The organism is Desulfoconvexum algidum, from assembly GCF_055382125.1.
Genome location: NZ_AP042394.1, coordinates 2038324 through 2052500, shown reverse-complemented (window position 1 = coordinate 2052500; position 14177 = coordinate 2038324). Strand labels below are relative to the sequence as shown.

General features: G+C 43.7%; 13 protein-coding genes and 2 rRNA genes (1 of these 15 running past the window's edge). All 15 read right to left on the bottom strand.

Annotation, left to right across the window (positions count from 1 at the left end):
• A 23S ribosomal RNA gene (locus tag ACZ45G_RS09445) occupies positions 1-490 on the bottom strand (it extends 2513 nt beyond the left edge of the window).
• Between the two features lie 382 nt (positions 491-872).
• A 16S ribosomal RNA gene (locus tag ACZ45G_RS09440) occupies positions 873-2432 on the bottom strand.
• Together the 16S and 23S rRNA genes form the textbook arrangement of a ribosomal RNA operon.
• A 184-nt stretch (positions 2433-2616) precedes the next feature.
• Positions 2617-5409, bottom strand: coding sequence for an Hsp70 family protein (locus ACZ45G_RS09435; RefSeq protein WP_464177365.1), 2793 nt, complete (start codon positions 5407-5409; stop codon positions 2617-2619).
• Between the two features lie 36 nt (positions 5410-5445).
• Entirely contained in the window at positions 5446-6210 is a 765-nt protein-coding gene (locus ACZ45G_RS09430) for a DUF2760 domain-containing protein (RefSeq protein ID WP_464177363.1), read from the bottom strand.
• 142 nt (positions 6211-6352) lie between these two features.
• A complete protein-coding gene (locus tag ACZ45G_RS09425) occupies positions 6353-6634 on the bottom strand; it encodes a ComEA family DNA-binding protein (RefSeq protein ID WP_464177361.1) in 282 nt (93 codons plus the stop codon).
• Positions 6635-6978: 344 nt separating this feature from the next.
• On the bottom strand, positions 6979-7350 hold the full coding sequence (locus ACZ45G_RS09420; protein ID WP_464177358.1) for a HepT-like ribonuclease domain-containing protein: 372 nt from the start codon (positions 7348-7350) through the stop codon (positions 6979-6981).
• Positions 7343-7645 carry a nucleotidyltransferase family protein gene (locus ACZ45G_RS09415; protein WP_464177356.1) on the bottom strand — a complete coding sequence of 101 codons (303 nt, stop codon included), beginning with the start codon at positions 7643-7645 and terminating at the stop codon, positions 7343-7345. Before ACZ45G_RS09415 ends, ACZ45G_RS09420 begins: the two co-directional genes overlap by 8 nt.
• A gap of 161 nt (positions 7646-7806) precedes the next feature.
• Positions 7807-9087, bottom strand: coding sequence for an MBL fold metallo-hydrolase (locus tag ACZ45G_RS09410; RefSeq protein WP_464177354.1), 1281 nt, complete (start codon positions 9085-9087; stop codon positions 7807-7809).
• A gap of 61 nt (positions 9088-9148) precedes the next feature.
• On the bottom strand, positions 9149-9457 hold the full coding sequence (locus ACZ45G_RS09405; protein ID WP_464177352.1) for a HigA family addiction module antitoxin: 309 nt from the start codon (positions 9455-9457) through the stop codon (positions 9149-9151).
• Positions 9458-9862: 405 nt separating this feature from the next.
• Positions 9863-10045 (bottom strand): hypothetical protein, encoded by a 183-nt coding sequence (locus ACZ45G_RS09400; RefSeq protein WP_464177350.1) that lies wholly within the window; start codon positions 10043-10045, stop codon positions 9863-9865.
• 16 nt (positions 10046-10061) lie between these two features.
• A complete protein-coding gene (locus tag ACZ45G_RS09395) occupies positions 10062-10523 on the bottom strand; it encodes a HipA N-terminal domain-containing protein (RefSeq protein ID WP_464177347.1) in 462 nt (153 codons plus the stop codon).
• On the bottom strand, positions 10513-10761 hold the full coding sequence (locus ACZ45G_RS09390) for a helix-turn-helix domain-containing protein (RefSeq protein ID WP_464177345.1): 249 nt from the start codon (positions 10759-10761) through the stop codon (positions 10513-10515). The genes ACZ45G_RS09395 and ACZ45G_RS09390 overlap by 11 nt, the downstream gene beginning before the upstream one ends.
• 300 nt (positions 10762-11061) lie before the next feature.
• On the bottom strand, positions 11062-11970 hold the full coding sequence (locus tag ACZ45G_RS09385; RefSeq protein WP_464179915.1) for a transposase: 909 nt from the start codon (positions 11968-11970) through the stop codon (positions 11062-11064).
• Between the two features lie 114 nt (positions 11971-12084).
• On the bottom strand, positions 12085-13062 hold the full coding sequence (locus tag ACZ45G_RS09380; RefSeq protein ID WP_464177343.1) for a GDP-L-fucose synthase family protein: 978 nt from the start codon (positions 13060-13062) through the stop codon (positions 12085-12087).
• 4 nt (positions 13063-13066) lie between these two features.
• A complete protein-coding gene (gene gmd, locus ACZ45G_RS09375; protein WP_464177340.1) occupies positions 13067-14155 on the bottom strand; it encodes a GDP-mannose 4,6-dehydratase in 1089 nt (362 codons plus the stop codon).
• Positions 14156-14177 lie beyond the last annotated feature (22 nt).

Sequence of the window (14177 nt, the reverse complement as noted above, 5' to 3'; positions counted from 1 at the left end):
AAATTCCCACAGAATTTCTCGTGTTCCGCAGTACTTGGGAATAAAATAAGAGAGATCCATTATTTTCGCTTACAGGATTGTCACCTTCTATGATCGAGCTTTCCAGCTCATTCAGCTAATAATGAATTTTTTTACTCTCCGCCAGGTCCAAAACCCTGACAAATCTCATCCCACGACCCCGTATACGCAACGCTTTTGGGCTTGACACGTATATGGTTTGGGCTCTTTCCCGTTCGCTCGCCGCTACTTAGGAAATCGTTATTACTTTCTTTTCCTGGGGGTACTAAGATGTTTCAGTTCTCCCCGTTGGCTTCCTAACACTATGTATTCATGTTAGGATGACACGGTATTAACCATGCCGGGTTGCCCCATTCAGAAATCTCCGGATCAAAGGATGTTTAGCTCCTCCCCGAAGCTTATCGCAGCTTTCCACGTCTTTCATCTGCACTTGACACCAAGGCATCCACCGTTTGCTCTTAGTAGCTTAGCCACTATACCACAAATAAGTTTAAACACTTTGATGCGAACATATTTAACTTCGCAATATTCAATAAACTTCTTCGTTGCCCATATTTTTGCCTTCAATCGACGACCAAAAGGTCGACTCAATCAGTCAAAAAATGTGCGCTTTGAATTTCATTAAATTTTGCTTCATTAAATGGTCAAGCTCGATTTGATTCAACAATCAAATCTCACTTTATATTTTAATCAGTTGTTAATGATAATTTTAACAACTGCGCAATTGATATTTACAACAACAAATTGTCAAAGAACAGTGAACGATCCGGCTACTAATACTTCGCCGTTTTGATCCCTCAAAATTGGCCAGTGAAAATTAAGCTTGAGCGCTTATACTTCTTGTCTTTCCTTTGAAAGGAGGTGATCCAGCCGCTGATTCCTCAACGGCTACCTTGTTACGACTTCACCCCAATTATCAACCATACCTTAGGCGCCTGCTTCCCCGAAGGGTTAGCCCAACGACGTCGGGTATAATCAACTCTCATGGTGTGACGGGCGGTGTGTACAAGGCCCGGGAACATATTCACCGCGGCATGCTGATCCGCGATTACTAGCGATTCCAACTTCATGGAGTCGAGTTGCAGACTCCAATCCGGACTGAGATAAGCTTTAGGGATTAGCTAACCATCGCTGGCTTGCTGCCCTCTGTACTTACCATTGTAGCACGTGTGTAGCCCTGGATATAAGGGCCATGAGGACTTGACGTCATCCCCGCCTTCCTCCCGGTTAACCCGGGCAGTCTCGCTAGAGTTCCCACCATTACGTGCTGGCAACTAACGATAAGGGTTGCGCTCGTTGCTGGACTTAACCAAACATCTCACGACACGAGCTGACGACAGCCATGCAGCACCTGTCACTGTGTTCCCGAAGGCACTCTCTGATCTCTCAAAGATTCACAGGATGTCAAATCCAGGTAAGGTTCTTCGCGTTGCGTCGAATTAAACCACATGCTCCACCGCTTGTGCGGGCCCCCGTCAATTCCTTTGAGTTTTAGTCTTGCGACCGTACTCCCCAGGCGGTTCACTTACCACGTTAGCTTGGGCACAGCAGATTTTAATATCCGCTACACCGAGTGAACAACGTTTACTGTGTGGACTACCAGGGTATCTAATCCTGTTCGCTACCCACACCTTCGCGCCTCAGCGTCAGTATCGGTCCAGAGAGCTGCCTTCGCCATCGGTGTTCCTCCTGATATCTACGAATTTCACCTCTACACCAGGAATTCCGCTCTCCTCTCCCGTACTCAAGTCTTGCTGTTTCAAATGCACTTCCAGGGTTGAGCCCCGGGCTTTCACATCTGACCGACAAGACCGCCTACGCGCCCTTTACGCCCAATAATTCCGAATAACGCTTGCACCCCCCGTATTACCGCGGCTGCTGGCACGGAGTTAGCCGGTGCTTCCTCTACAGGTACCGTCAATACAACATACTATTAATATGAAGTAATTTCTTCCCTGTCGACAGAGCTTTACGACCCAAGGGCCTTCTTCACTCACGCGGCGTTGCTGCGTCAGGGTTTCCCCCATTGCGCAAAATTCCTCACTGCTGCCTCCCGTAGGAGTCTGGACCGTGTGTCAGTTCCAGTGTGGCTGATCATCCTCTCAGACCAGCTAACCATCGTAGTCTTGGTAGGCCTTTACCCCACCAACAAACTAATGGTCCGCAGACTCATCTTCAAACAATTGCTTTCAAGAAGAGGCAACCTTTCATATATCAACTTATGTCAACATACTTCATCCGGTATTAGCCATCCTTTCGAATAGTTATCCCAGGCTTGAAGGTAGATTATCTACGTGTTACTCACCCGTGCGCCACTCTACTAAGGATTGCAAGCAATCCCGTTCTCGTTCGACTTGCATGTGTTAAGCACGCCGCCAGCGTTCATTCTGAGCCAGGATCAAACTCTCCAGTTATAATCCTTTGATAAAACTTTTAGGTCCTTAGACCCGCTCATTTTCTTTTCTCACTGACCAATTTTCAAAGATCAAAAATTCTTTTGGGGAAGAGCAGTTTGCCTTCTCCCCGACAGAACTCGATAATACTATAAGAATTTTTCATTCTTGTCAAACACTTTCTTAACAAAATTCAAATAAATGTTTATTTCAGCACAAGACCTGCTGGAAGTCTTTCTCCGAATTGAACACTTTTTTCGTTCAAGGCCATTTTGGTCTTTTCGACCACCCTTTTTATAAGGATAGCATCGGCCCCTGTCTCATCCAACCATGCAACGATCTTGGCACTGATATCAGGATCCACATCCCGGGTCCTGTCCCCGGTCTTTTTAACAATTTCTGCCACAAGGCTTTGGGCCGGATCTTCTATCTTCCATTTTTGTTTCATAATTCTGTGAACCCAACGCGTCACTTCCGATGGCGGCACCACCCTGTCAGCAGAACCGTATAATAACTCCCTAGCCCCCAACCGCCCCAGGGTCCAGAACAAGCGGTCCTGTTTTTTCCCGGGTTTAAGCTGGGGAAAAAGGGCCTTGGCCAGCACCACCTTGTCTTTGACCAGCAGCCGTTCCATATTCCCAGCAGCCATCCACAGCTCTATTTGCTCCTGGGGAGCGAGTCTGCCCTTGGTTGTTTTAGCCATGGTTAAAAAAGAAGCGGTGTCCTGGTAAAATAGTCTTTGCTGTCCTGCGTTTAAGCCGCCGGCAATCCGTCTGAGAAAAATCCACCATTCAAGCCGGTTCTGGACAACTTTGGCCGATTGCAAACCTGACAGATAAATTTTCCATAATTTTCTGGCCCTTTCTGTGTCAAAGGCATCCCCAAACCCGGGACGCATGCAGAACCCTGTCAAATTCAACCACCTTGCTTCGTGATCTTCAGAAAATGTCCTTGTAGCTTCAATGGCAAGGAGCCGATCCGCCAACCGCCGCAAAAAAGACAAGGGCCAGTTGGCTTTTCGCTGCTCAACCATTCCTTCAATCTGCTTTACAAGCCCTTGTAAAGCATTTTCTGCCGGAGATTTACAGGTAAACGCCTGCTCAACCGTGTCACACACCCTGTCAATCAGATCATCATCATAAACTGCGGTTTCAGCAGATTCGATTCCCTGTCCCGAATCTCTGAGCTGAAATTGTAATTTCCATCGATGATCGCTTACGGCTGATTGACAATACATGGCAAGGGTTCCCATCTCCGTATACTCTGCCCCCATGGTTACGGGAATTGCCTTCTTTTCTCCATTTTTACCAAACCGTATAATTGTCTGGATGGGTGCCATGGCACTCAAAGAAGTGTCAATGGGGATAACACTGCCGGCCGTGTCCCCGGATCTGAAACTTGAGCTGTAAACATCGAAACTGACCGGTTGATTGGCCCTGACCTCATAGGCCATCTGAGGAAGATCGATCACAGAGCCTTCGTCCAGACCCCTTTCGACAATGCACACGGCTTTGGGGTCATTCCCAGCTTCCAAAGTGACACCAATATAGTAACTTCGCGGGCTACCGCTTCCCACGCGCACGCCAACCCCCTGTTTCACAAGGCCGTAATAGGATGCGCCCACTCCAACGGCGAGCTCCGGTCTATCATTCTCGAGGATAGTGGGCTTTTTCAAATCCGGCGTCTTAAACCACCTTCGAATCGCCTCTTTGATGCGTGACTGAACAAGATCCGGCTTAAGGGTCCCCCCATTAAACAGAATAAAATCCGGCATGGGTGACTCTTTTGCGAGCCTGTCTTTTACACTTTCCCGGTGTTTTTCCAAAAATCGGACGATATGTTTGGTCACAGAAGATTCTCGTTCAAAGGGAAGACCAAAATCAGCTATTTCTTTGCCCATATCCCGATCCGTTAAATCAGCCGTGTCCACATCGGGGAAAAACTGCCCCCTCAAAACCGTTTCCACATCTCCCCGGGTCAAATCCGCTGAAAGGGTTCCTGAAATAAGCGCCCTTCCCTCTCCTTTCAGGGTGATTCTGACAGCCCGCTCCCCATTGCCAAGAATTTTTTCCTTAGCGTCCCGGCATCTATGGCACAAGGTTTTCCATTTGTCCGGGGTCAACCTCGCCTTGGATCCAAACTTTGATTCAACAATCTTGGCCAGGGTCAGGTCTATATTATCCCCCCCCAGTATGAGATGGTCACCAACCGCCAGACGTTCAAACCGCGGAGACCCTTCGGTGGCGGTTACCGTGATTAAACTAAAATCGGTTGTACCGCCGCCAACGTCACACACCAGAATCAGGTCATCCTCTCGTATAATTTGCTGCCAATCCGCTTCGTGGCGAATCAACCAGCTATAAAACGCTGCCAAGGGTTCTTCAAGCAAGGTTACAGAGGTACCAAACCCGGCAAGCCCGATTGCCTCCATGGTCAAATCCCTGGCCTCTTCATTAAAAGAAGCCGGCACCGTGATCACAACAAACTGATTTTCCAGGAATTGATCTTCGTCTTTCACAAAATGATTCCAGGCACTGCGGATATGGGTCAGATATTCTGCAGTGGCTGTCACCGGAGAAACCTTTTCAACCCCCTGTGACCCCCAGGGCAAAATCCTTGAATTACGATCCACCCCGGGGTTGCACAACCAGCTTTTAGCAGAAGAAACCAGCCGGGACGGTATTTTAGAGCCATGATCCCTGGCAAAGGTCCCGGCAAACAAATCTTCCCTCTTTTTCCATGGGTGTTTTAATACTTCCTTTGAAATATCATAGGTCCCTGGAATATATAAAAAGGAGGGCAAAACCGGAATTTTAGTAAATTCACCATGTCCGGTCAACTGGGGAACATTAAACACCTTGATCAGCTTATTCTTATCCGCTTGCTCCCCGCCCCTTCCGGTAATCTCCTTCAATGCAGATACATCCACATAGGACACAGCACAATTGGTGGTTCCCAGATCAATCCCGATTACATATTGTTTATCCTTAAAATCCAAACCAGCTCCTGAATAATTTTAGAACATCTTTAAATGTTATGGTATTTCAATCTCGGCAGGGGTCATGATGTCGGGATTCTGGATATCAGACAGCTTGGGCACATCTTTTTTCCCGGCCTTCCATCCCCGATGCTTTAAGACTCCCTGAAACGGAGGCTCTCCTGAAACATTACCCACAAGCGTTATGGCATCAATATCAAATCCGGGCTCAATGGTAACGGACTCTCCTTCCTCGGCCTCAATAACCGGTTTCGGGTCAATATATTTTTTGATGGCCTTTTTGCAATCTTCCTGGATACTTCTGACAGCAGCACCGATCTGATCATCCTCATACAAACTCAAGTCTTCATCAAAAAAATCAAGAAGCCGGCCATCCCGTTGAAGAACAGACAAAGAATGAAGAAACAATCGTCTTTTGCGCTCCTGCTCAATTTTCTGATCCAAAAAGTCCCGCTTTTTAGGTTTGCTTTCGCCTCCCTTCTTGGAAGATGCACCCGTCTGTTTAAAAACCGACGACATTAAAAAATTTAAAACCAGCCACACCACCCACCCAAACAATAGGAAGGCACCCATAACTGCCGGAATTGTCCATAGATAGAACTTCTCCAAAACAAGGGTCAGCAAGGTGACTCCCTCTGGAATTTTCTGGATAAGTCCTTTTTGTCCTTCCTCGGATGAAAAAATTGATACCAGCCAGTTGCTCCCAAAATAAATGCCCGCACTGACACCGGCAGCAAGTAAGATCATGATCAAGGTAATAACCCAGAAAGACTTTTTCCGATATATTTTTGAAATTTCCAATGTAGCCTCTTTCTTTGTTAGGATAAAAAAATACCATGCTGTCATTTACAACATGGTATTCAATAATAATACAAAATTCGGTTATATCAAGCAACGGTTTTTTGAATCAGGAATCAGGGATTTAATCGCTAATTCAATGCTGCTATTCATTCTTAACGATTATCCTGTCTTTATTTGCCTCAAAAACCTTCTGTCCTATGCCCTTTACCTTCATAATATCCTCTGGGACTTCAAAGGGATGGATTTTTCGATATTCAATAATCCTGTCTGCAATTTTATCCCCCACATTTTTAAGCGTCACAAGCTGCGCTTTATCACCCGTATTAATGTTAACCTTTCCCATACTCGCAACCGCCGGGATAAGATATAGCATAACCAATAAACCAATAAAAATAATTGATACGATTCTTTTATTTTTGTTCATTGTTCTGTCTCCTTCTCATAATTAAAATTTAGAATATCCCTGACTCCCGGATTGCTGATCGCAAAGACCTATTTACCAAATAGACGAGAATCTCAAAGAATGGAGTAGGTTACAACTGGATTTATCAGAATGATTGATGATTGGAAATAGAATCGATTGGTAAAGACTAAGCGATTTTTATGAAAAAGGCAATCGGTAAAACCTTATTTTTTATTTTTTTTTGAAGAGGTACAAACTCCACACAGAATAGATGCCCTTTTAATTAATTAGGATAATCTCCACGGGCTTTTAAGGCCGTACCCCTGTCCTATCATTCATCCATTCCGGCATATATCTTTGTAATTTTAAGTTCCAAAAGATCTTTTGATCATTTTTTGGATAATTTTTCTTAATTTTGGAAGATGATTTTTACAAATATCAAAAATAATTTCATGATCTACTTTTTCATAGTGATGGGAAACAATATCACGCAATCTCATGATATTATCCCAATTAATCTCATTGTATTGTTTTAAAAATGATTTATTTCTTTTCTCTATTTTCTTTAACAATTCACCAGCAACCTGAAGTCTCATGGCAATAGCATCAAGGATTAATACACCATTTTCATTTGAGACAAAATCATCCGGCTGATTTATTTTTGAAAAACGATCATGGATCAAATCAAGTGATTCTGAGATCAGTTGTAAATTCTCAAAAATGACATCATCAAACATAAATTATTTCCTGTTCAATACGTTCTAAAAACCTGCTCTTGTGCCGGCTATATTTTCGGACAATTTCAATTTTCTTTTCAAATTTATTTTCCATATATATTTGCAAACTAGCGATCCAATCGAAACGAGGCTCTGAAAATTCGACCAAAAAATCAATATCACTATCCGGATTTTGCTGATTTTTAGCATAAGAACCGAACAAGCCAATATTAAGAACTCCAAAATTTTCTTTTAAAAAAGTTTTTTCAGCTTTAATCAAGCTAATAATCTCATTTTTGGAAAGAGCCTTTTCCATTTGCTATTCGATCCCTTTAGTTGCTCAATGAATGGTATAAAGATTAATAGATTTTTATGGAAAAGGCAATCGGGAAAACCCTGATTTTTTAAAAATCATTTTTTGAGGAGATATAAAGTATACCCCCATCAACCAATCGCTTGTTTTACCTGGGCTGTGCCTTATATACCAAGCGCTGCAGCGAGTGCCTTACGGGCATGGGACTCGCCATGAACAAGGCGTATCTCTTTGGGCGGCGCAGGCATGGATTTTACCCATTTTACCAACATGGCCTGGTCCGCATGGGCAGAATATCCGGAAAGATTGTGAATCCGGGCTTTGCAGGGCACCTTTTTTTCAATAATCCGTCTGCCCGGGGTTCCCTTTGCCTGGTATCCCACAAAGAAGACGTCATTCTTGGCGTCCTTCAACCCCTGTTTAAAATGATCCACAATGCGGCCCCCTGTACACATTCCGCTGCCGGCAATGACAACGGCCGGCCCTGCCATGTTCAGCAGTTTCTTATGATCCCCAAACCGCTCCACCGCATAGAGCCCTTTAAAATCAATGGGATGATCACCCCGGGCTTTTAGGGCAGAGGCCTCTCTGTCCCAGCATTCATCCAGACGCGCATATATTTTTGTAATTTTAAGACCCAGGGGAGAATCGATAAAAACAGGGACTTTCATCCCGATTCGGTCCAGCTCATATATCAGTTCCTGGGTACGCCCCAGGGAAAATGCCGGGATATATACAATACCACCATCACCCAGCGCTCTGGTAAGACAGCGTTTCAATACCTCAACCCTCTCGTTACGGCTTTCATGGTTTCGATCCCCATAGGTGGATTCCATAATCAGCAGATCACAGGCATCGGGAATATCAGGATCAGGCAGAATCGGGGTATCTGTGCAGCCAAGGTCTCCTGAAAAGAGAACCCGATAGTCATCTTTTCCAGATTCCAAAGAAATATCAAACCAGACAAAACAGGACCCAAGGATATGCCCGGCATTGCCCAGTTTAAACTGAATACCTTTTTTAAGAAAAAAGACTTGACCATATTCAAAGCCCCAGGCGATCTCATCAATTCTTTGTTCAATTGCCCGGATCTCTCGTTTGCTTTTCTGTGTAAATGATAGAGAATCCCTGAGCATGGGAACAAGAAGCGCCTTTGTCCCATGGGTGCAGATTATCTCACCGTCAAAACCGGCTTCAATAATGTCAGGAACCCTGCCGATATGATCAATGTGGGCATGGGTGAGAAACAAATAGTCTATATTTTCAGGTGCCACAGGAAAGGCGTCAAAGGGCAGTTCCGGGTCTTTGCCCTGGGCCTTTCCGCAATCCACAATGATATTCACAGTACGGCCACGGGAGCCAGGGATCTGCATCAGGTGACAGGAACCGGTAACACAATTTTTTGCGCCAAGATGATCAATTTTTATGAGCGTACCTTCTTGCATAAAAACCTCCTTTTACATCATCAGACAACCCTTATAAATTTTTCTTCTGCCATTATGGAATTTAGCAAAATAATTGATCCTGCTCAGACCACGGTTTTATTTTCATTATTACATTATGCAAAGTAAGCTCTGCAACTTCAGTATCATGTGCCGCTTGAGCACGCAGCCAGTAACCATTAGACAAACCAAAAAAACGACACAACCTTAAATCAGTATCAGCTGTGATTGAACGTTCCCCTAAAACAACTTTACTAATACGCTGAGCTGGGACATCAATTTCCTTGGCTAATCGATACTGGCTAAGCCCCATAGGTTTGAGAAACTCTTCCAGGAGAATCTCACCAGGCGTGACAGGCTTAAGTTTATTCATAATAAATTCTCCTCAGTGATAATCAACTATTTCCACATCTTCCGCACCAGCATTCGTCCAATAAAAACAGACACGCCACTGGGCGTTAATACGAATGCTATGTTGACCGGAACGCCCCCCCCCTTTAGCAATTCAAGGTGATTTCCAGGCGGAACTCTCAAGTCTTCAAGTCTTCAAGTCTTCAAGTCTTCAAGTCTTCAAGTCTTCAAGTCTTCAAGTCTTCAAGTCGATTAGCGATTTCAAGTTGTCGAAGTTTACGTCGTGCAACATTTTCAATACTTATAAATCCCTTGATGCGGTGGCCTTTTGAGAGTTTCTTTGTATATTTACATTTAAAGGATCTTATCATGTTTTATAATAACGCGTGACGTGACTATTATCAAGTATGCATATAAACCGCCTGAATCACGAAGGAAAATCAGCCATTTTTTTTTGAGCACCGCTTTTGATGACAATATTAATTTGATCGACAATTGAACTCTGACCATACAAGTCATTAAAATGAATAGTTGTTTCTTTGGATGCGTCAATACTTTTATTGGTCATATCCAGCAATGTTTCTTTAACAATACCATATTTAATGCCCACATCTTTAGCAAATTTTTCAAAATGTTCCGGCCAATGAAAGCCTAATGTCCTCTTCATTTGCCATAAAAAGATTCTCAGGCAATTCTTCAACCACTTTTCGCAAATGTTTTTCCGTAAGCATTTTATATGAATATTCAACTGGTTTGGGTGGTTCAAAACCGTCATCGTATAACGACACAGCTCCAGCACAATCTCCACCAATAGCCCGAAGCAACTCAAACTGATTGCTGATTGGAATTTGCAATCTGCGTGTAATGACCGACAGGATATCCCCTTCCGGAAGAAGATTGGTAAAATATGAAAAAGAGGTATTATCCCAAAAAGGTTCTTTTTTCAATGGTAAAGATATAGATAACTTATGTCTATCAGGGTTATTAAGCCAATCTTCGCTATATTGGAAACAAAAATGACGTTGGTTATCCAGCCATAACTCTCCAACCTTGCATTGATTCACAAAAACATTTAATTTATCCTGCATTTAAATGGTCCTCAACATGACGAATCAGTTTAAGATTTGCTTTAGGAACAATCAAAATTTTAAATCCAATGCCTTCCAAAACCTGAAAAGCTTTTCCTATTTGAATAGTGGGTTTCCCATTTTCTAAATCCGACAAAAAACGAGTACCCACATTCAAATACCCTGCAGCCTCGGCTTGTGTGAATTTTTGTCTTTTCCTTGCATCTCTAACAAGCCTACCTATTATTTTAACATCCATTTGAATATCCTTATTATCTTATTCCTTAACGGGAATATATCAATTCTTTATGGAAGTTACAATCGTCTTATTCCCGATCGGGAAAATTACAAATAAAACGATGAATTGAGCATAACATATTCCCGCTCAGGAAGAACAAATCACCTATAAATTTAAAAAAGCGAATAGGACAGGGGGGAAGCCCTGGTGGCGCAAGCAAGGCCAAAAGTTCTTGTAGGGGTCAATAAGGACAGCATCATACCAGAGTGGGGTCAGGCTTGCGTTGTTGCGTTATTCCAAAACAGGAAGATCGATCTTGGATTATTCCCCTTGGTCTACCCTTGTTATTTCCGCAATCAATCCTTCAATTTTCGCTTGTACACCTGAAAACTTAATTATTTTATCCCGAAGATTTATAACCTGCCTGCTCATGGTCGATATTTCCCGTCCCAGATATTGGGAAACCTCTTTGAGGGTATGTCGGGTAAAATCAACAGCAAGCAATGCGATAACAGCGCGTGCTTCCACAACAGGTCGACTTCTATTTTTACTGAGAATGTTCTGGCTGAAGATATTATATTTTTCAGCCACCAAAACTGTCAGGGCATCAAGGCTCATATCGGATACAGGCGGATCCTCTACCTGATGAAACACCTTTTGGACAAAATTATCATCCCCAAGAATATGTCCGTCTGTACCCCCTTTTCGCAGCAGTTCCAGATATGCTTCTTCTAATGGCTGCCCCATAAAATGGCGATACTTTATCCGTGCATTCTCTTGGGTATGTCCAAATAATTTGAGTGCCGGATCAACGCAAAGCCTGCGGGAAACTTTATCTGAAGAGAGATAAATACGATGACTGCTTTCTGGATAATCAAGAGGATCATTAACCAGCTGGGCACGCACTGGATTGAGATGAATATATCTGATAATATCACGAAGATATCCCTCTTCATCAACCAGGATAGCCCTGTAGCGCCCCTGAAAAAGATGCCCGACACGATCATAACGGCGGTTAAACCAGCCAGTATAACGCTGTGAAAGGCTCTGCATCATTTTAGAAAGCGGGATATCTGACACCTGAAGTGCCATGTGCACATGATTTTTCATCCAGCAGTAAGCACATAATCGCAGTTTGCATTTTTCCAATCCCTGGCCTAGGATCTTTTCAAAATGCCTGATATCATCCTGATCATAAAAAATGGTCTGCTTGGCATTTCCACGGAGCATAACATGGTAAAATGCACCAGGGTAGTGGATACGTGGTTTTCTGGCCATACTCTCTCCTTCAAATCCTTCAAGGAGTCATAACCTCTTGCCAAAACAAAATTCAATACATTACTCTCAAATAACGCAACAACGCAAGCCTGACCCCGTGGTTTGATTTAGAAACCATTTATAAGTGCTGTGAATACCATCTGGCAAAGAGATCTGTGACGTCCAGCCCAAAGACGTCAAAACTGAAACGTCCAGCAATTTTTGAGGGGTTCCATCCGGTTTTGACCTGTCGTAAATGATATCCCCTTTAAAACCGACCACCTGTTTGATCAGGAGGGCCAGTTCAGCAATGGAAAGATCTTTCCCGGTTCCAATATTAATGAGGGGCTTTTTTAAATCAAGTGTGGTAGCGGCATCGGTCTCCATCAAAAAAACACAGGCCCTGGCAAGATCATCCACATGAAGGAATTCCCTCTTGGGCGTTCCGGTTCCCCAGACGGTTACAGAATCGAGATTCTTCTGTTTTGCTTCATGGAATTTTCTGATCAACGCCGGAAGGACATGGGAGGTTTCATAATCAAAATTGTCATTGGGACCATAAAGGTTTGTGGGCATCACCGGAATAAAATGAGTGTTGTGTTGCCGGTTATAGGCCCAGCACATTTCAATCCCGGCTATTTTAGCCATTGCATAAGCTGAATTGGTGGGTTCCAGGGGTCCTGTCATCAGGTATTCTTCTTTTATGGGCTGGTCACAATCCCTGGGATAAATACAAGAGGAGCCAAGAAAGAGAAGCTTTTTTACCCCATGCACATAACTTTGATGGATAAGACTATTTTGAATCATGAGATTCTGATATATGAAATCCGCCGGATAGGTGCTATTGGCAACGATGCCGCCTACTTTAGCCGCAGCCAGAAAAACGATTTCAGGTTTTTCTTTCTCAAAATACAGGTTAACCGCATTCTGATCCATGAGGTCAAGTTCTGCATGGGAAGGGACAAGAATATTACAGTACCCTTTATCTTTCAGACATCCGATAATGGCAGAACCCACAAGCCCCCTGCCCCCTGCAACAAATATTTTTTTTGAAGTTATTTTCATGTTCTTACTCATTGTGCTTTAGCACCTCAAATCCATGGGTTTGACACAATTGGTCTTTTTGGGCCTGGACAAGATCCTGTTCGACCATTTCAGCAACCATTTCTTCAAATGTGATTTTCGGTGTCCACCCCAATTTTTCCTTTGCCTTTGCAGGATTTCCCAAAAGGGTCTCAACTTCTGTGGGCCTGAAATAATTGGGATCCACTTCAACTATCAGGGCTCCTGTTTTACTATTATACCCTTTCTCATCCACTCCTTTTCCCTGCCAATCAATATCTATATTCAATTCCTTTGCGGCAAGGGTGACAAAATTCCTTACAGAAAACTGCTTTCCCGTTGCAATAACAAAATCATCCGGCTCTTCCTGCTGCAGCATGAGCCACTGCATTTTCACATAATCTTTGGCATGGCCCCAGTCTCTTTTTGCATCAAGGTTTCCAAGAAAAAGACGATCCTGAAGCCCCAGGCTTATTCTTGCCAGGGCCCGGGTAATTTTCCGGGTCACAAAGGTTTCTCCCCTGATGGGGGATTCATGGTTGAAAAGGATTCCGTTACAGGCGTACATGCCGTAAGCTTCCCGATAATTGACGGTTATCCAGTAGGCATAAAGTTTGGCGACGGCATAGGGGCTGCGTGGATAGAAAGGGGTTTTTTCTGTCTGGGGAGTTTCCTGAACCTTACCATATAATTCGGAAGTGGATGCCTGGTAAAACCGGGTTTTCTTCTCTAATCCCAGCAATCTGATTCCTTCCAAAAGCCGCAATGTGCCAAGGGCATCTGTATCTCCTGTATATTCAGGGGATTCAAAGGACACGGCAACATGGCTCTGGGCGGCCAGGTTGTACACTTCATCGGGTTGGGTCTGCTGCAGGATCCGGATTAAATTTGAAGAATCTGTCAAATCTCCATAGTGCAAAACGAAATTGCGATCTTTGCTGTGGGGATCCTGGTACAGATGATCGATTCGATCCGTATTCAGCAGGGAGGTTCTTCTTTTTATCCCATGGACCTCATACCCTTTTTCGATTAACAATTCTGCCAGGTATGCACCATCCTGGCCTGTAATCCCTGAAATCAACGCCGTTTTTTTCATCTTATCTTAACTCCTTGAGCAC

Coding starts and splice junctions, on each gene's coding strand:
- ACZ45G_RS09425 (WP_464177361.1), bottom strand. CDS start 6,634: ATGAACAAAAATAAAAGAATCGTATCAATTATTTTTATTGGTTTATTG.
- ACZ45G_RS09420 (WP_464177358.1), bottom strand. CDS start 7,350: ATGTTTGATGATGTCATTTTTGAGAATTTACAACTGATCTCAGAATCA.
- ACZ45G_RS09415 (WP_464177356.1), bottom strand. CDS start 7,645: ATGGAAAAGGCTCTTTCCAAAAATGAGATTATTAGCTTGATTAAAGCT.
- ACZ45G_RS09410 (WP_464177354.1), bottom strand. CDS start 9,087: ATGCAAGAAGGTACGCTCATAAAAATTGATCATCTTGGCGCAAAAAAT.
- ACZ45G_RS09405 (WP_464177352.1), bottom strand. CDS start 9,457: ATGAATAAACTTAAGCCTGTCACGCCTGGTGAGATTCTCCTGGAAGAG.
- ACZ45G_RS09395 (WP_464177347.1), bottom strand. CDS start 10,523: ATGCAGGATAAATTAAATGTTTTTGTGAATCAATGCAAGGTTGGAGAG.
- ACZ45G_RS09390 (WP_464177345.1), bottom strand. CDS start 10,761: ATGGATGTTAAAATAATAGGTAGGCTTGTTAGAGATGCAAGGAAAAGA.
- ACZ45G_RS09385 (WP_464179915.1), bottom strand. CDS start 11,970: ATGCTCCGTGGAAATGCCAAGCAGACCATTTTTTATGATCAGGATGAT.
- ACZ45G_RS09380 (WP_464177343.1), bottom strand. CDS start 13,062: ATGAAAATAACTTCAAAAAAAATATTTGTTGCAGGGGGCAGGGGGCTT.
- gmd (WP_464177340.1), bottom strand. CDS start 14,155: ATGAAAAAAACGGCGTTGATTTCAGGGATTACAGGCCAGGATGGTGCA.